This is a genomic window from Franconibacter daqui (genome assembly GCF_014644275.1).
Taxonomy (GTDB): domain Bacteria; phylum Pseudomonadota; class Gammaproteobacteria; order Enterobacterales; family Enterobacteriaceae; genus Franconibacter; species Franconibacter pulveris.
Map to the genome: position 1 here is coordinate 166,275 of NZ_BMKJ01000008.1, position 14,822 is coordinate 181,096.

Annotated in this window: 19 protein-coding genes; 9 read left to right on the top strand and 10 right to left on the bottom strand. The window is 56.9% G+C overall.

Annotation, left to right across the window (positions count from 1 at the left end; genetic code table 11):
• Positions 1–84 precede the first annotated feature (84 nt).
• Positions 85–360 (bottom strand): YdgH/BhsA/McbA family protein, encoded by a 276-nt coding sequence (locus tag IEX01_RS20435; protein ID WP_024558130.1) that lies wholly within the window; start codon positions 358–360, stop codon positions 85–87.
• A gap of 144 nt (positions 361–504) precedes the next feature.
• The gene (gene bsmA, locus IEX01_RS20440) at positions 505–813 is read right to left on the bottom strand and encodes a biofilm peroxide resistance protein BsmA (protein ID WP_024558129.1); all 309 of its coding nucleotides are present in this window, start codon (positions 811–813) and stop codon (positions 505–507) included.
• A gap of 214 nt (positions 814–1,027) precedes the next feature.
• Between bsmA and yjfP the strand changes: the two genes are divergently transcribed.
• Positions 1,028–1,753: an esterase gene (gene yjfP, locus IEX01_RS20445; protein WP_188724452.1), complete on the top strand. Its 726-nt coding sequence runs from the start codon at positions 1,028–1,030 to the stop codon at positions 1,751–1,753.
• A gap of 109 nt (positions 1,754–1,862) precedes the next feature.
• Here the strand turns inward: yjfP and IEX01_RS21655 are convergent, their stop codons facing one another.
• Positions 1,863–2,018, bottom strand: coding sequence for a hypothetical protein (locus IEX01_RS21655; RefSeq protein ID WP_229701887.1), 156 nt, complete (start codon positions 2,016–2,018; stop codon positions 1,863–1,865).
• 419 nt (positions 2,019–2,437) lie between these two features.
• Here IEX01_RS21655 and rpsF point away from each other — a divergent pair, with 419 nt between their 5' ends.
• The 5 genes from rpsF (at position 2,438) to IEX01_RS20475 (ending at position 4,959) form a co-directional block, all read left to right on the top strand.
• Positions 2,438–2,833 carry a 30S ribosomal protein S6 gene (gene rpsF, locus IEX01_RS20455; protein WP_024558126.1) on the top strand — a complete coding sequence of 132 codons (396 nt, stop codon included), beginning with the start codon at positions 2,438–2,440 and terminating at the stop codon, positions 2,831–2,833.
• A gap of 6 nt (positions 2,834–2,839) precedes the next feature.
• The gene (gene priB, locus IEX01_RS20460) at positions 2,840–3,154 is read left to right on the top strand and encodes a primosomal replication protein N (protein WP_024559754.1); all 315 of its coding nucleotides are present in this window, start codon (positions 2,840–2,842) and stop codon (positions 3,152–3,154) included.
• Between the two features lie 4 nt (positions 3,155–3,158).
• Positions 3,159–3,386, top strand: coding sequence for a 30S ribosomal protein S18 (gene rpsR / locus IEX01_RS20465; RefSeq protein WP_000135199.1), 228 nt, complete (start codon positions 3,159–3,161; stop codon positions 3,384–3,386).
• Between the two features lie 41 nt (positions 3,387–3,427).
• A complete protein-coding gene (gene rplI, locus IEX01_RS20470; RefSeq protein ID WP_024554930.1) occupies positions 3,428–3,877 on the top strand; it encodes a 50S ribosomal protein L9 in 450 nt (149 codons plus the stop codon).
• A gap of 152 nt (positions 3,878–4,029) precedes the next feature.
• Complete coding sequence (locus tag IEX01_RS20475; RefSeq protein ID WP_188724453.1) at positions 4,030–4,959, top strand: DMT family transporter; 930 nt, start codon at positions 4,030–4,032, stop codon at positions 4,957–4,959.
• 42 nt (positions 4,960–5,001) lie between these two features.
• Here the strand turns inward: IEX01_RS20475 and IEX01_RS20480 are convergent, their stop codons facing one another.
• Positions 5,002–5,622 (bottom strand): OapA family protein, encoded by a 621-nt coding sequence (locus tag IEX01_RS20480; RefSeq protein WP_024559752.1) that lies wholly within the window; start codon positions 5,620–5,622, stop codon positions 5,002–5,004.
• Positions 5,623–5,861: 239 nt separating this feature from the next.
• Here IEX01_RS20480 and bamJ point away from each other — a divergent pair, with 239 nt between their 5' ends.
• The gene (bamJ, locus tag IEX01_RS20485) at positions 5,862–6,482 is read left to right on the top strand and encodes a BamJ family beta-barrel-assembly machinery protein (RefSeq protein ID WP_024558122.1); all 621 of its coding nucleotides are present in this window, start codon (positions 5,862–5,864) and stop codon (positions 6,480–6,482) included.
• Between the two features lie 283 nt (positions 6,483–6,765).
• The gene (gene cycA / locus IEX01_RS20490) at positions 6,766–8,178 is read left to right on the top strand and encodes a D-serine/D-alanine/glycine transporter (RefSeq protein WP_024558121.1); all 1,413 of its coding nucleotides are present in this window, start codon (positions 6,766–6,768) and stop codon (positions 8,176–8,178) included.
• 61 nt (positions 8,179–8,239) lie between these two features.
• On the opposite strand, the gene ytfE is transcribed toward cycA, so the two are convergent.
• Positions 8,240–8,905, bottom strand: coding sequence for an iron-sulfur cluster repair protein YtfE (gene ytfE, locus IEX01_RS20495; protein WP_024558120.1), 666 nt, complete (start codon positions 8,903–8,905; stop codon positions 8,240–8,242).
• Between the two features lie 242 nt (positions 8,906–9,147).
• Between ytfE and IEX01_RS20500 the strand changes: the two genes are divergently transcribed.
• Positions 9,148–10,812: a methyl-accepting chemotaxis protein gene (locus IEX01_RS20500; RefSeq protein ID WP_188724454.1), complete on the top strand. Its 1,665-nt coding sequence runs from the start codon at positions 9,148–9,150 to the stop codon at positions 10,810–10,812.
• Positions 10,813–10,827: 15 nt separating this feature from the next.
• On the opposite strand, the gene IEX01_RS20505 is transcribed toward IEX01_RS20500, so the two are convergent.
• The 5 genes from IEX01_RS20505 to IEX01_RS20525 form a co-directional block, all read right to left on the bottom strand.
• Complete coding sequence (locus IEX01_RS20505) at positions 10,828–11,811, bottom strand: DMT family transporter (protein WP_024559748.1); 984 nt, start codon at positions 11,809–11,811, stop codon at positions 10,828–10,830.
• 77 nt (positions 11,812–11,888) lie between these two features.
• Positions 11,889–12,470 (bottom strand): DUF1349 domain-containing protein, encoded by a 582-nt coding sequence (locus IEX01_RS20510; protein WP_188724455.1) that lies wholly within the window; start codon positions 12,468–12,470, stop codon positions 11,889–11,891.
• Between the two features lie 49 nt (positions 12,471–12,519).
• Complete coding sequence (locus IEX01_RS20515; protein WP_188724456.1) at positions 12,520–13,344, bottom strand: AraC family transcriptional regulator; 825 nt, start codon at positions 13,342–13,344, stop codon at positions 12,520–12,522.
• An 85-nt stretch (positions 13,345–13,429) separates the two neighbouring features.
• Positions 13,430–13,744: a lysozyme inhibitor LprI family protein gene (locus IEX01_RS20520; RefSeq protein ID WP_281732791.1), complete on the bottom strand. Its 315-nt coding sequence runs from the start codon at positions 13,742–13,744 to the stop codon at positions 13,430–13,432.
• 157 nt (positions 13,745–13,901) lie between these two features.
• Positions 13,902–14,759 (bottom strand): SDR family oxidoreductase, encoded by an 858-nt coding sequence (locus IEX01_RS20525; RefSeq protein WP_048887103.1) that lies wholly within the window; start codon positions 14,757–14,759, stop codon positions 13,902–13,904.
• Positions 14,760–14,822: the final 63 nt, after the last annotated feature.

The following is a 14,822-nucleotide window of genomic DNA, read 5'->3' on the forward strand; positions in this document are numbered from 1 at the left end:
AAATGTAACCATTTATTTCTATGAATAATGATTTAGATCATGGCGAGCGGTATAAATCGCCAATTTATGGCGAAAATAACACCGTCAGGCATAGATAATCGCCTGCACCTGCCAGCTGTCGGCGCGGGTGGTTTCATGCATCTGCACGATGCGGTAGTAGGAGGCGCCCTGTTCGTCCGCTTTCCAGGCGATAATGCGCTCGACCTCTTGCGGGCTGCCAACGACTTCGCTCACCGAAATGGTGCCGATTTCGTTAAGCCCGGTTACGCGGTCAGCGCTGGCGTTTTCCGCCGACTGGGCAGAGGTGGTGATAAGCCCTACGGAAAGCAGCAGGGAGGTCAAAGCAAGCGATTGTTTCATTATCATCGTCTCCTCACATTACCCTGTCTGAGCAGGGCGTTCCTTCGCGTTCTGGTCCCGGTCCGTCAGGCTTTACAGGAGATAATTGTGCACAAGTAACGATCAACGTACGCAAGGCAGTGTAAATTTGCTTAATTACCCTTGTTATGGCGCTTTACGAAACAGTATCGCCTGGCCATACCAACGGCCTGGAACGACGGTTTCGTCGTTCACCAACACCTGATAGTAATCGGCTTTTGCCGCCGCGGCTTTTGCACGCAACTCTCGCAGGCTGTCATCAGGCGAACCGCGTTCAAGCGAGGTGACGGTGCCGATTTTCACCAGTCCCTGCGTTTGATTACGCTGAATCTCCTGCGGCTGGTCAGCCACCGGCGGAGGAGGTTGGGGCGTGCCCTGTAAGGTACTGCATGCGCTCAGCGTAAAAACCAGCAAAAGGGGAGCGATTCGTTGCATTATCATTTCTCTTTACCTCATAGCCTCAGTGTAGTTGGGGATAAACAGAAAGTATGAGGGAGGTTCCCGTTCTGTTATCTCAGGCGCGCTTTTCGGGTGAGCGAATGCCAAAAGCGTAATGTACATCTCAACCTGCCGCCTGATTGACAAGGTGGTTTTACAGAACAAAAAACGTCCATATATGCATATATAGTACGCAAGGGGCTTACTCGCGATGATTGAAATCACAACAGACAGGCTGTGCGAAGGCGAAGTCCTTCATGCCTTTCCGGCAGGGCAGCGATACACGCCTCTACCTACGGTGCTGTTTTATCACGGCTTTGCCTCCTCCAAAACGGTCTACAGCTATTTCGCCGTCGCGCTGGCGCAGGTCGGTTTTCGCGTGGTCATGCCGGACGCGCCAGAACATGGCGCACGGTTCAACGGCGATGCGGCAAGTCGTTCACAGCGTTTCTGGCCTATCCTGCATGGCAACCTCGCGGAATATCCGGCGCTGCGGGACGCTTTGTTCGCTGCCAATCTGGTAGAGGAAGGGCGGCTGGCGGTGGGCGGCGCTTCCATGGGCGGCATGACGGCGTTGGGCATCATGGGACGTCATGCCGAGGTGCGCTGCGTAGCTTCGCTGATGGGGTCGGGCTATTACAGTTCGCTTGCAAAAACGCTGTTCCCGCCGCCGGAAGCGTTCGACAGCGTGCTGGCGCCGCTTGCTCCTTATGAGGCGGGGCGGCAACTGGCGAACCTTGCCGATCGGCCGCTTTTTTTATGGCATGGTGAAGCCGATGACGTAGTGCCTGCGGTTGAGAGTTTCCGCCTGCAGCATGCGCTGGCGCGCGAGGAACTGAATAAAAATTTAACTTGCGTATGGGAGGCGGGCGTTAAGCATCGCATCACGCCGCTGGCGCTGGAGTCCGCCACGCGCTTTTTCACTACGTATTTATAAACAGAAAAAAGCCCCCGGAACGGGGGCGGAAAAGGTCTGGCAATTTTCTCGTTGTGGTTATCCTGGTGTAAGTCGATGAATGCCTGTACCCACATTCATCCTGAATTTATTACCGGATTTGCGGTTCAGCAGGCGGAAGATGCGCCGTCGCGCTGACCACCGCGGTCTCGTTAATTATCATCCGATCCGCCTCGCTGCCGCTGGCGCGATTATGGTTGATATAAATAACGCCAAGGCTGTGCACATCGTCCATATTTTTGGCCATAGGGCCTTGCATTTCTATGGCTGCGGTTGCGTTTACGGCAGGTAAAAGCGCAGCCAGAAGAATCAATGTGAAGGTTTTCATAGGCACGCTCCACTACAGCTAATCAGTTACGTTCGGCTGTTCCTCCTTTCTTAATGACCCTTATAAAAAGTGTAACGCCACTTTCTTGTTTAAAAAGCGACCGTTTTTGAACAAGTCGTGCAAAAAACAGCGGCGAAGAGCGGTTAAAGACAGCAAAACAACACATTAGAAAGCGCCTGAGCGCGGGAGGTAATTATTTGCTCAATTACCTTGAGTTTACGAAGGGGCGCAAGTAGAATGACGCGTCAATTTTTCAGCCGCCCTTTAACACGTTCCTTGCCTCCCCGGGCCGCGGCTGACCCAGACAGGAGGCTGAATAATCCGTAAGGAGCAATTCGATGCGTCATTACGAAATCGTTTTTATGGTCCATCCTGACCAGAGCGAACAGGTTCCGGGCATGATCGAGCGTTACACTGGTGCTATCACTGGTGCAGAAGGCAAGATCCACCGTCTGGAAGACTGGGGCCGCCGTCAGCTGGCTTACCCGATCAACAAACTGCACAAAGCGCACTATGTTCTGATGAACGTTGAAGCGCCGCAGGAAGTTATCGATGAGCTGGAAACTAACTTCCGCTTCAACGATGCCGTTATCCGCAGCATGGTTATGCGTACCAAACACGCCGTGACTGAAGCATCTCCGATGGTTAAAGCGAAAGACGAGCGCCGTGAGCGTCGCGAAGATTTCGCAAACGAAACCGCAGATGATGCTGATGCTGGGGATTCTGAAGAGTAATTACTGATGGCCAACCGTCTGGTGTTGTCCGGCACCGTGTGCAGGGCACCCCTTCGAAAGGTCAGCCCATCAGGAATTCCTCACTGCCAGTTCGTGCTTGAGCACCGTTCTGTGCAGGAGGAAGCCGGTTTTCACCGGCAGGCGTGGTGTCAGATGCCGGTTATTATCAGCGGGCACGAGAACCAGGCCGTTACTCACAGTATAACGGTCGGCACGCACATTACCGTTCATGGCTTTATCTGCTGCCACAAGGCGCGAAATGGCCTGACGAAAATGGTGTTGCATGCCGAGCAGATTGAATTGATAGATTCTGGAGACTAGCCAAATGGCACGTTATTTCCGTCGTCGCAAGTTCTGCCGTTTCACCGCGGAAGGCGTTCAAGAGATCGACTATAAAGATATCGCTACGCTGAAAAACTACATCACCGAAAGCGGTAAGATTGTCCCGAGCCGTATCACCGGTACCCGTGCAAAATACCAGCGTCAGCTGGCTCGCGCTATCAAACGCGCTCGCTACCTGTCCCTGCTGCCGTACACTGATCGTCATCAGTAATCGGTCACGGTCCATTAATACGACTTTGAGAGGATAAGGTAATGCAAGTTATTCTGCTTGATAAAGTAGCAAACCTGGGCAGCCTGGGCGACCAGGTAAACGTTAAAGCGGGCTACGCTCGTAACTTCCTGGTTCCGCAGGGCAAAGCTGTGCCGGCTACCAAGAAAAACGTTGAGTTCTTCGAAGCACGTCGTGCTGAACTGGAAGCTAAACTGGCTGACGTTCTGGCGGCTGCTGAAGCTCGCGCTGAGAAAATCAACGCGCTGGGCTCTGTTACCATCGCGTCCAAATCTGGCGACGAAGGTAAACTGTTCGGTTCCATCGGTACCCGCGACATCGCTGACGCTGTAACTGCAGCAGGCGTTGAAGTGGCTAAGAGCGAAGTTCGTCTGCCGAACGGCGTTCTGCGTACCACTGGCGAGCACGAAGTGGACTTCCAGGTTCACAGCGAAGTATTCGCTAAACTGACTGTAAACGTAGTCGCTGAATAAGTTATTATTCATCATTACGTAGAAACGCCGGCCTTGCGCCGGCGTTTTGCTTTTAAAGCTAGCTGGCTCCCGCTTTTGTTCTGGTATGATGGCTATTCTCCCTCCGTTCCTTGATAATAAAATGAAACGCTATTTTATATTTGGAACGTGCTATGGAAACCACGCTTCAGGCCCCTCTTTTCGCCCGTAAAAATGTCGCTTATGCTGGCGCAACGCTCTGCTGTTTACTGTGGGGAAGCGCTTATCCCGCCATCAAGATCGGTTATGAACTCTTTCAGATAGCCACCGACGATATCCCGTCGAAGGTTGTCTTCGCAGGCTACCGCTTCCTGTTTGCCGGGCTGTTGCTGTTGCTTTTCGCCCTTGCGCAGCGAAAACCTATCGCCAGGCTCAGTTCGCAGCAGTACGGACAGCTGGCCCTGCTGGGCCTCACGCAGACCTCGATTCAGTATGTGTTTTTCTATGTAGGGCTTGCCTTTACCACCGGCGTGAAGGGTTCGATCATGAACGCCACCGGCACGTTCTTCAGCGTGTTGCTGGCGCATTTTATCTACCAGAACGACAGGCTGAGCTATAACAAAACGCTGGGCTGCGTTCTTGGGTTTGCAGGCGTGATGCTGGTGAACTTTACCGATTCGCTGGTGGATTTTCACTTTGTCTGGACGGGCGACGGCTTCGTGGTGCTGGCGGCGTTTATTCTCTCGGCGGCCACGCTTTACGGGAAACGCATTTCCCAGATTGTCGACCCCACGGTGATGACCGGCTGGCAGCTCGCCTTTGGCGGCGGCGTGCTGGTGGCGGGCGGCTATCTGACGGGCGGCACGCTGGAGCTGCATAGCGCAAAGGCGGCGGCGGTGCTGGCTTACCTGACGCTGCTCTCCTCTGTCGCTTTCGCGTTATGGAGCGTGCTGCTCAAGCACAACCGGGTGAGCATGATAGCGCCGTTTAACTTTGTGGTGCCGATTGCAGGCACGGTGCTCTCCGCCATTTTCCTCGGGGAAAACATTTTCGAAATAAAATATGCCCTCGCGCTGGTGCTGGTTTGCTCGGGGATCTGGTGGGTAAATAAAAGAAGCGCTTGAGGAGAGCGCCGGGCAGGGCGGGCTTGCCCGGCTTTCAGAGACTTAACGGACGCGAATAAAGCTGCCGTCCGGCTGACGGGTAAACAGCACCTGCTGGTTCTCGGAAACATCAATAGTCAGGGCCGTCACCACGCCGCTGGCGTTCTGGCGAACCTGCACCATCTGGCCGGTCTGGAGGTTGCTCAGCGGCTTGCCTTCACCCTCCACTTTCGCCATCGCGTAAATATCTGTCGCGGGAAGATTATGGTCGCGGAACAGCTGCGCCAGCGTTTTGCCCGACTCTACGCGATAGGTGCGCCACTGCTGATCGATATCATTATTCTTCGGCTGGAAAGGCTGCGACGCCTGATTTTCAGCAGGTGCAGGCTCCTGTACCGGCTGCGGCTCCACGGGCTGCGTTGTTTGCGGGGCGCTGGCGGGCGGATTGACCAGTTCCGCCTGCATCGGCTCCTGTGAGGAGGAGCGGATATCGAGCTGGGCGTCGCGCGTGACCGGCCTTGTGGGCTCTTCCGGCGAAGGCCAGAGAAAGCAGATGATAATAACCACGGCGGCAAGAATAATGCCGCGGCGATGTAAGGGCGGCAGCGGATCCATAATCCGCAGCCGGTCCGGGGCGTGCCAAATCCGCGCCAGGGTGGGTTTAAAGGCGAATTGTCCAGGCATGCGTTCCTCCCGTGTGTGTCATCGCGCTGTCGCCTGCGCAAGTGTATCCAGTATAGTTGTCTAACTGCTTGATGCCTGTGGCAATGTCATCTTTCGTGACGTCAGCGCCTTATTGTATACGTCTGCATGTATTGTTTCCGTTTCTCCGTAATTTGTCATCTTTCCCACGGAAAGTTTTACCCTGAGTGGCAGGGCTGCTATGCTGCGCGGAATTTTTTCACTTCATGAAAGGAAAACCCATGACGACCCCTTCTTTTGACACCATCGAGTCGCAAGCAAGTTACGGTATTGGTCTGCAGGTTGGTCAGCAGCTGCGTGAGTCCGGCCTGGAAGGGCTGATGCCGGAAGCGCTGCTGGCGGGTCTGCGTGACGCGCTGGAAGGGAATCAGCCTGTCGTGCCGGTAGACGTGGTGCATCGCGCGCTGCGTGAAATTCATGAACGCGCCGATGCGGTGCGTCGCGAGCGCCAGAAAGCGCTGGCGGTGGAAGGCGAAAAGTATCTGGAAGAGAACCGCCAGCGTGAAGGCGTGAACAGCACCGAAACCGGCCTGCAGTTCCGCGTCATTACCCAGGGCGAAGGTCCGATCCCTTCCCGTAAAGATCACGTACGCGTGCACTATACCGGCAAACTTATCGACGGCACCGTATTCGACAGCTCCGTTGCGCGCGGCGAACCGGCAGAGTTCCCGGTAAGCGGCGTTATCGCTGGCTGGATTGAAGCGCTGACCCTGATGCCGGTCGGTTCAAAGTGGGAACTGGCTATCCCGTACAACCTCGCTTACGGCGAGCGCGGCGCGGGCGCTTCTATCCCACCGTTCAGCACGCTGATATTCGAAGTGGAATTGCTGGAAATCCTGTAAAGGAACCCACAACCCCCGCTTCGGCGGGGGTTTTGTTTATAAGACGGTAGAGAAACGCGCAATTATGCTGGCTACGTTCGCGCCCGTAGTGTTTTTGTGATGCGTTTCGCGGCCTGAAAGTGATTTGACACTCATTTTAAACATATATTTAACATTGCATTTAAAACTCAGTATTCAACCTTCCGGTTCTTACCTAATATCGAGGATGTTTTGCGAAAGACATCGTCTCTTCAACGCGTATATAGAGGCCAGCAGAGCCTGAACAACACAACAGGAAACAAACATGGTAGATCAGGTTAAAGTCGCCGATACCACGGCCGCTCCGGAGGAGCAGTCGCTACGGCGCAATCTCACTAACCGCCATATTCAACTTATTGCCATCGGTGGCGCTATCGGCACCGGGTTGTTTATGGGTTCCGGCAAAACCATCAGCCTCGCGGGGCCGTCGATTATTTTCGTCTATATGATAATCGGCTTTATGCTCTTTTTTGTGATGCGCGCGATGGGCGAACTGCTGCTTTCCAATCTCGAATACAAGTCCTTCAGCGATTTTGCCGCCGACCTGCTGGGCCCGTGGGCGGGCTATTTTACCGGCTGGACTTACTGGTTCTGCTGGGTCGTGACCGGCATGGCGGACGTGGTGGCGATAACCGCCTACGCCCAGTTCTGGTTCCCCGGTCTTTCAGACTGGGTCGCTTCGCTTGCCGTCGTGGTGCTGCTGCTGAGCCTGAACCTCGCCACCGTTAAGATGTTTGGCGAGATGGAGTTCTGGTTCGCGATGATCAAAATCGTCGCCATCGTCTCGCTGATTGTGGTGGGGCTGGTGATGGTGCTGATGCACTTCAAATCGCCGACCGGCGTTGAAGCATCGTTCGCGCATCTGTGGAACGAAGGCGGCTGGTTCCCGAAAGGACTGAGCGGCTTCTTTGCCGGCTTCCAGATTGCGGTCTTCGCGTTTGTGGGGATTGAGCTGGTTGGCACCACGGCTGCGGAAACCAAAGATCCGGAGAAATCGCTGCCGCGCGCCATCAACTCCATTCCGATTCGCATCATCATGTTCTACGTGTTTGCGCTGATTATCATCATGTCCGTCACGCCGTGGAGCTCGGTAGTGCCGACGAAGAGCCCGTTCGTTGAGCTGTTCGTGCTGGTGGGGCTGCCTGCGGCGGCGAGCCTGATTAACTTCGTGGTGCTGACCTCTGCGGCCTCTTCCGCCAACAGCGGCGTCTTCTCCACCAGCCGTATGCTTTATGGGCTGGCGCAGGATGGCGTGGCGCCGAAGGCGTTCGCCAAACTTTCTAAGCGCGCCGTGCCGGCGAAAGGGCTGACGTTCTCTTGTATCTGCCTGCTGGGCGGCGTCGTCATGCTCTATGTGAACCCGAACGTGATAACCGCGTTTACCATGATTACGACGGTATCGGCTATCCTGTTTATGTTCGTCTGGACCATCATCCTTTGCTCGTACCTGGTTTATCGCAAACAGCGTCCGCAACTGCATGAGAAGTCTATCTACAAGATGCCGCTCGGTAAGCTGATGTGCTGGGTCTGTATGGCGTTCTTTGTCTTTGTTATCGCGCTGCTGACGCTGGAAGACGATACCCGCCAGGCGCTACTGGTCACGCCGTTGTGGTTTGTCGTGCTGGGCGTGTGCTGGCTGTTTATCGGCAAGAAACGGCTGGCGAGCTTCCGCAAATAAAAAAGGGCCCACGTATCGGGCCCGAAAGGTCAAACGAAGAGGCGCTCAATGGGCGCCTTTTTTATTTTTCACCTGCGAGGGCACGCGGGAAAAGAATCGTGTTCTCAAGGCTGATGTGGTTCATCAGATCGTCAATCAGCGCATTAATACCGTTATACATTGCGCGCCAGGTGGTGCAGGCTTCCGGCGGCGGCGTCACGTTATTGGTGGCGTGCTTAATCACTTCCAGCAGTTCGCCCGCTTCATCATGCTCGCTCTCCATGACGCTTATCGGCCCTGCCGCCTGGCGGCCCTGGCCCTGTTTGATCATCGGAAACAGAATGCGCTCTTCTTTCATCATGTGGCTGGTCAGCTCTTCATGCAGCATGGTCAGGTATTTGGCGAGGCCTTTCGGCACGCCAGGCTTATCCGCATGAACGCGCTCTACTTTGGCGGCCTGCAAAATGAGTTCCGGCAGTTGCTCACGGTGCCTGTCATGGTAACGCACAAGGATGTGGTCGATGATCTCCGCCAGCGGCGCGCTATGCCACGCTTTTTCCAGCGGCTCTTCTGAAAGCGTCGCCAGTTCAGCTTCGATAGCTTCCAGATCCAGATTCTGCCGGGTCGCGGCGCGTAGCAGGGTTTGCTTGCCGCCGCAGCAAAAGTCGAGTTCGTATTTACGGAATAAAGCAGAGGCGCGGGGAATGGTAAGCGCCAGCTCGCCAAGGGGCCGATCGCGAAAGGCCATAGGGATTACCTCATCATCAGGAATATAAGGTGCATATTAAATACATGTTTTAAGTGAAGCTATAACCCCTTAGAGGCAGGGGATTAAAATGAGAGGTGCGTCACAATTTTTTTCCACATTTAACTTGCTGATTGCTATCAGGAAAGGCGCGTTTGCGGGCGCGATGCGCTGGAGAGTTATTAAACAAGCTGCTTTGCCTGCCGATAGATACACGTCTGATAACACCTGCAATAAGGCAATTCATGTTTAAACGTATAAAAGTTATAACTCTCTTAATCACCGTTCTGGGCGTTCTGGGCGCGCTGCAGCTCATTTCAGCGGGCGTGTTTATCAGCGCGCTGAATAACGACAAAAACAACTTTTCCGTCTCTCAGATTTCCAGCCAGAACGTGGCGGAGTTTACCGACGCCTGGATAAGCCTCAACCAGGCGCGCGTTACCCTTAACCGCGGCATGCTGCGCCTGCAAAGCAGCATGGCGAACCAGATTAACGGTGCGCAGCTCAATGAGCTGGTGAAAAATGCGAACAACCTGCTGGCGGAAGCGCAGAGCCATTATGATAAATACTATGCGCTGCCGGAAACGCCGGGGATGGATGAGCATATTGTTGATAGTCTGGAAGAGCACTATGGCATTTACCACGCCACGCTTGCCCGCATGAACACTTTCCTGGCGCAGGGCAACCTGGAGGAGATGTTCAAGCAAAACGCCGAGCAGAAGCAGGTCGCCATGCAGAAGGTTTACCGCGAATGGCGCGCAGCGCAGGCGAAGCTTACCAGCGCGGGCGTTACGGACAACGAAAACGACTACAGGCGTATCCTTTGGGTGCTTAGCGCCATCATGGCGGTTGTCGTCGCCGTTATCATCGCAAGCTGGATGGCGATGCGTCGGGTGCTGTTAATGCCGCTGCATGACGTGATAAGCCACATCCGCACTATTGCCGCAGGCGACCTGACGCAGGCTATCGACGCGGAAGGCAAAAACGAGATGGCGTTGCTGGCCCGCAACCTGCATGAAATGCAGCAGGCGCTGGTCAACACCGTCAGCGCCGTACGCGACAGCACCGATACTATCTTCACCGGCGCCGGCGAAATCTCTGCGGGCAGCAACGATCTCTCTTCCCGCACCGAGCAACAGGCCGCGTCGCTGGAAGAGACGGCCGCCAGCATGGAACAGCTGACGGCAACGGTTAAGCAGAATGCGGATAACGCCCGGCAGGCGACCCAGCTGGCGCGCAGCGCCTCGGAAACCGCGCAGAAAGGCGGCAACGTGGTTAGCAGCGTGGTGAAAACGATGGATGAGATTGCGGCAAGCTCCAGTCAGATTGCGCAGATAACCAACGTTATCGACGGCATCGCTTTCCAGACCAATATCCTCGCGCTGAATGCGGCGGTGGAAGCGGCGCGCGCGGGCGAGCAGGGCCGCGGCTTCGCCGTCGTGGCGGGCGAAGTACGCACGCTGGCGCAACGCAGCGCTCAGGCGGCGAAAGAGATCAAAGCGCTGATCGAAAACTCCGGCAACCGCGTTGATGCGGGCAGCACGCTGGTGCGCGAAGCGGGCGACACCATGAAAGAGATAGTGGGCGCGGTGACGCGCGTAACGGACATCATGGGTGAAATCGCTTCTGCCTCGGACGAGCAGAGCCGTGGTATCGACCAGGTCGGCCAGGCGGTCGCGGAAATGGACAAAGTGACCCAGCAGAACGCCTCGCTGGTGGAAGAGTCCGCCGCCGCAGCGGCCGCGCTTGAAGAACAGGCGGCGCGCCTTAACGACGCGGTCGCCGTGTTCAAGCTGCGCCGTCAGGCCGCGGCGGGCGCGACGAAAACCGCGCTGAAAACGCCGGTTGCGGCGCCCGTGCTGAAAGCCCAGCCTGCCGGTCCGGCGGACAATAACTGGGAAACCTTCTGATAAGAACGCGCCGCTTTATGCGGCGCGTTTATTTTCATCCACCGACGCAGGTTCCACCGTCGGCTTTTCCGGCCTCGCGCGCACCGCTATCACCACGCCCGCCACCAGCAGCGCGATACCCGCAAGCGTTATCAGCGGCGGCATAGCCTGGCGCAGCAGGAAGGTATATAAAAGCCCGGCCAGCGTTTCAAAGACAATCAGCGGCCCGAGGACAACCGTCGGCAAGCGTTGGCTCGCCTGGTTCCAGCAAAGCGCGCCAATCCACGAGCAGCACACCGCAATCGCCACCATGAGCGCGATAAAAACGCCAGGCCGCGGCCCGAAAGGCAGCGCGAAGTCGCCCTGGCTCCCATCCAGCCAGAAGCAGACACCCACATAGCCGGCCAGCGAGACGGGCAGCGTCACCAGCGCCTGGGCTGTCGCCCACATCATCGGGTGCTTGTTCGGGTTCTCGCGCAGCCAGCGCGCATTACGCAGCGCATACCATGCCCAGCAGGCCACCGAAACCAGCGCCAGCGCAATGCCGCTACTGTAACGCCAGAGGCTGAAGTCGGGCAGGCCGCGATCGAGCTCCGCAATATTAACGAAAACCAGCCCAAAAGCGGTGCAAAGCAGCGCAGGCGCCATGCGCCGCCACGGCAGCTTGCCGTCGCGTTGGCTATAAAGCAGATTAGCGAAGACCGGGATAACCACCGGCAAAGTGCCGATTATCATGGTGGAGACAGGCGCGCCGGTGCGCTGGATAGCGCTCGCAAGGCAGACGTAATAGATAAGGTTGCCCATCATAGTAAGCGCCAGCGCGGTGAGCCAGTCCCGGCGGGAAAGCTGTTTTAGCCGCGCGCGGCCAAGCCAGGCGATGGGCAGCGCAATCAGGCCCAGCGCCAGATAACGCCCCATCGATTGCAACGCCGCCGGGTATTCCGGCACGATCAGCGGCCCAACAAAAATCAATCCCCAGAACAGCCCCGCCACGAGGGCATACACCACGCCTGTTAACATCTACTGCCTCTCTTTTCTCATCCGCCCTGTAGCTTAGAAGGGGAGGCGTGCCGGCGTATTGTATGAAATTGCGCAGTTCAGCTCAGGTCGTGCAGCGCTCTGGAGAGCGGTTCGGTGAGCTGGAGCTCGCTGAAAGCGACCTTTAACCCGGACCGGCCTGGGGAGCAGCACATCGCGCCGATAAAATAGCGCTCCGCTTCGGGAAAGGGACACAGGCGCAGCAGCGGCCAGACGTCGCCGTCGGTGGAATACTGCAAGCGCAGCGCGCCTTTCAGGCGCGTCAGACGCAACCAGAAGTGGTTTTGCCGCGCCGGGAAAATACCGGTCGCCCAGTCGGAGTTCAGGTTCGTCAGCACGCTGCCTATCATTGGCGCGTCGTCGTTATACTCAATGCCCGCTTTGAGCCAGCGATGCTCATCAATGAGCAGCATCAGCCCCGCCTGATCGTAAAGGGTGGTGAAGTCGCCTTCGACACGCAGTTGAAAAGTGAAATCGCCGCTCGCTTCCACCCCATAAACATGGCCGGAGTGGCGCTGAAAACCATACCAGGTGTTTTGCCAAAAATCGGTTTCATTATCCGTGGTCGCATGCAGGACGTCATCGCGCAACGTCCACTGCTGCGGCGCGTTGAGCCAGCGCCAGCTTTCTGTCTGTTTCATAACGCCTCCCGCCTGAAGATGTGCCTGAAGTATAGCGGCGCAGAGGATGTCAGCGCGCCACCTGTTTCTGGTAGCGTACCGGGGTGATGCCGTAGCGGCGAGTGAAGGCGCGGGTAAGGTGCGACTGGTCGACTAATCCCGCGGTCGCCGCGACCTCCGCCGCAGGCATGCCGAGCGCGAGGAATTGCTTGGCGCGCCACAGACGAATGGCCATCAGCATCTGATGAGGGGTAACGTGAAAGTGCCGCTTAAACTGGCGCTGGAAATGATACGGGCTAAGGGCCGCCACGTCCGCCAGCGCGTCGAGCGTTAGCGGCTGCATATAGTTGTCGTGCAGATAGTCGCGCACCCGGTCAAAGCGCTGTTGTCCGGGCGTTGCGGCGGGCGGCGAATGACGGGCGTAAGGGCGAAAGGCGTCGATAAGCTCAAGCAGCATGCCCTGCCAGGCGAGCGGGTCGGGCTGCGTCCAGAGCTGATGTATAAGCCGCCCTACGTGGCGCGAGCGCTGCGGGTCGTGACGCTCCGCCTCGCTAAACCACCAGTTTTTCTCGCCGGTAAGCTGCTCAAGCAACGGCGGCTCAAGGTAGATCATCCGATAGCGCCAGCCTTCCTGAGTCGCCGCTTCGCCGGTGTGCAGCTCATCCGGGTTCATGGTGATAAGCGAATTTACCGCCGCCACGTGTTGCGCGCCGCGATAGCGAAAGCGCTCCGCGCCGAGTTCAATCGTGCCGATGCCGAAAGCCTCGTGAGTGTGCGGTTCAAAGGCGTAGCGGGCGATATGGGCGTGATAAAGCTCAACGCCTGGCAACTGCGGCAATTGCCGGAAGCGGGCGCTGTCTTTTTCGTCAGGAAATTGCTCGGGTACGCCTTGCACGGTGGCTCTCCGCTAAGGATGAGGCTTCATTATAGGAACAAGCCTGTGCGACGCCACCGTTATTAACGTTTATTTAACGTATCGCTTATTCGACGCGAGAGAGGTTGGCGTCGTCGCAGCCCGCGTTGCGGCATTCGCGCTCAATGCTTTTCAGCAGTTCGATGCGGGAGGCCATTTTTTCGTTTACGCAGCCCAGCAGCAGGGTTGAGCCTTCCGCGCACGCCTGGTCGCGCGCCTTAAGCCAGGCGATTTGCGCTTTTTTCACCAGCGGCTTTTGCTCAGGGCTGAGTACCGACATCGTGTTTTTATACTGTTGGTTCAGGTCGCGGTCGCTCTGCACCATCTCCAGCGCGGCGCAGTAGGTCAGGTCATAGGCGCTGCGCGGATTGTCGCAACTCATAGACCAGGCTGAAGCGCTGCCAAGCAGCAGAGAAAAGGCGATAAGGCGTGCTTTCACGGGACGTTCCTTTTTAAGCCCACAGGCTTGAATCGTAAATGAGGGCACGCATTGTACAGGGCAGGCTGACAAAGCGCAGCCTGCCAGAATTAGCAATCAATCAGTTAGTCTGAAGCAGGGCGCGCAGGCTCTCTGCAAGCGGCGTGGTCGGGTGGCCGATAAGCGTGCTGAGCTGGCGGCTGTCGTCAAAAAGCCCGCCTTTTGATGCTCCCACGTCTGAGTTGGCAAGCAGGGCGGCGAACGGCTCCGGCAGGCCAGCGCCCTGCAACGCCGCTTTAAAATCGGCTTCGCTGAGGTTCTGGTAAACCACTGGTTTGCCGCTCAGTTCGCTTAGCTGCGCGGTCAGGTCGGAAAGCGTCCAGGCTTCGTCGCCCGCCAGTTCATAAACGTTGCCCGCCTGATTATCCAGGGTCATTACACGGGCGGCGGCTGCAGCGTAGTCCGCACGCGTTGCACTGGCTATCTTGCCTTCCCCGGCGCTGCCGATAAACGCGCCATGTTCCAGCGCAGGCGGCACGCTCGCCAGATAATTTTCGGTATACCAGCCGTTACGCAGCAGCGCGAAGGGGATGCCCGATTCCGCCAGCATCTTTTCCGTGGCGACATGTTCTTCCGCCAGCCCCAGCGGCGAGCGGTCGGCGTGCAGCAGGCTGGTATAGGCGATGAATGTTACCCCGGCCGCTTTCGCCGCCTCAATCACGTTGCGGTGCTGCGGCGCGCGCTGTCCCACCTCGCTTGAGGAAATAAGCAGCAGCTTTTCCACGCCGGTTAGCGCAGCCTGAAGGGCGGCGGCATCGCCATATTCGGCGCGCCTCACCTGCACCCCTTTTTGAGCCAGGTCGGCGACTTTCGTCGGATCGCGTACGATGGCGACGAGCTGCTCTGCCGCCACGGTTTTCAGTAAGTCGGCAATAACAAGGCGGCCAAGGTGGCCGGAAGCGCCGGTGATAGCAATCATAGGTTTACTCCTTCATGTTGGGTGACTGTTGTGGCACACTATCACCCAAGCTAACTTTTAGTA

Excerpts from the sequence above, each read along its gene's own strand:
- cycA (WP_024558121.1), top strand. The coding sequence starts at position 6,766 with ATGGTAGATCAGGTTAAAGTCGCCGATACCACGGCCGCTCCGGAGGAG.
- rplI (WP_024554930.1), top strand. The coding sequence starts at position 3,428 with ATGCAAGTTATTCTGCTTGATAAAGTAGCAAACCTGGGCAGCCTGGGC.
- rpsF (WP_024558126.1), top strand. The coding sequence starts at position 2,438 with ATGCGTCATTACGAAATCGTTTTTATGGTCCATCCTGACCAGAGCGAA.
- IEX01_RS20520 (WP_281732791.1), bottom strand. The coding sequence starts at position 13,744 with ATGAGTTGCGACAATCCGCGCAGCGCCTATGACCTGACCTACTGCGCC.
- IEX01_RS20505 (WP_024559748.1), bottom strand. The coding sequence starts at position 11,811 with ATGTTAACAGGCGTGGTGTATGCCCTCGTGGCGGGGCTGTTCTGGGGA.
- IEX01_RS20475 (WP_188724453.1), top strand. The coding sequence starts at position 4,030 with ATGGAAACCACGCTTCAGGCCCCTCTTTTCGCCCGTAAAAATGTCGCT.
- IEX01_RS20525 (WP_048887103.1), bottom strand. The coding sequence starts at position 14,759 with ATGATTGCTATCACCGGCGCTTCCGGCCACCTTGGCCGCCTTGTTATT.
- IEX01_RS20480 (WP_024559752.1), bottom strand. The coding sequence starts at position 5,622 with ATGCCTGGACAATTCGCCTTTAAACCCACCCTGGCGCGGATTTGGCAC.
- bsmA (WP_024558129.1), bottom strand. The coding sequence starts at position 813 with ATGCAACGAATCGCTCCCCTTTTGCTGGTTTTTACGCTGAGCGCATGC.
- priB (WP_024559754.1), top strand. The coding sequence starts at position 2,840 with ATGGCCAACCGTCTGGTGTTGTCCGGCACCGTGTGCAGGGCACCCCTT.
- IEX01_RS20500 (WP_188724454.1), top strand. The coding sequence starts at position 9,148 with ATGTTTAAACGTATAAAAGTTATAACTCTCTTAATCACCGTTCTGGGC.
- IEX01_RS20510 (WP_188724455.1), bottom strand. The coding sequence starts at position 12,470 with ATGAAACAGACAGAAAGCTGGCGCTGGCTCAACGCGCCGCAGCAGTGG.
- bamJ (WP_024558122.1), top strand. The coding sequence starts at position 5,862 with ATGACGACCCCTTCTTTTGACACCATCGAGTCGCAAGCAAGTTACGGT.
- rpsR (WP_000135199.1), top strand. The coding sequence starts at position 3,159 with ATGGCACGTTATTTCCGTCGTCGCAAGTTCTGCCGTTTCACCGCGGAA.
- IEX01_RS21655 (WP_229701887.1), bottom strand. The coding sequence starts at position 2,018 with ATGGCCAAAAATATGGACGATGTGCACAGCCTTGGCGTTATTTATATC.
- ytfE (WP_024558120.1), bottom strand. The coding sequence starts at position 8,905 with ATGGCCTTTCGCGATCGGCCCCTTGGCGAGCTGGCGCTTACCATTCCC.
- yjfP (WP_188724452.1), top strand. The coding sequence starts at position 1,028 with ATGATTGAAATCACAACAGACAGGCTGTGCGAAGGCGAAGTCCTTCAT.
- IEX01_RS20435 (WP_024558130.1), bottom strand. The coding sequence starts at position 360 with ATGAAACAATCGCTTGCTTTGACCTCCCTGCTGCTTTCCGTAGGGCTT.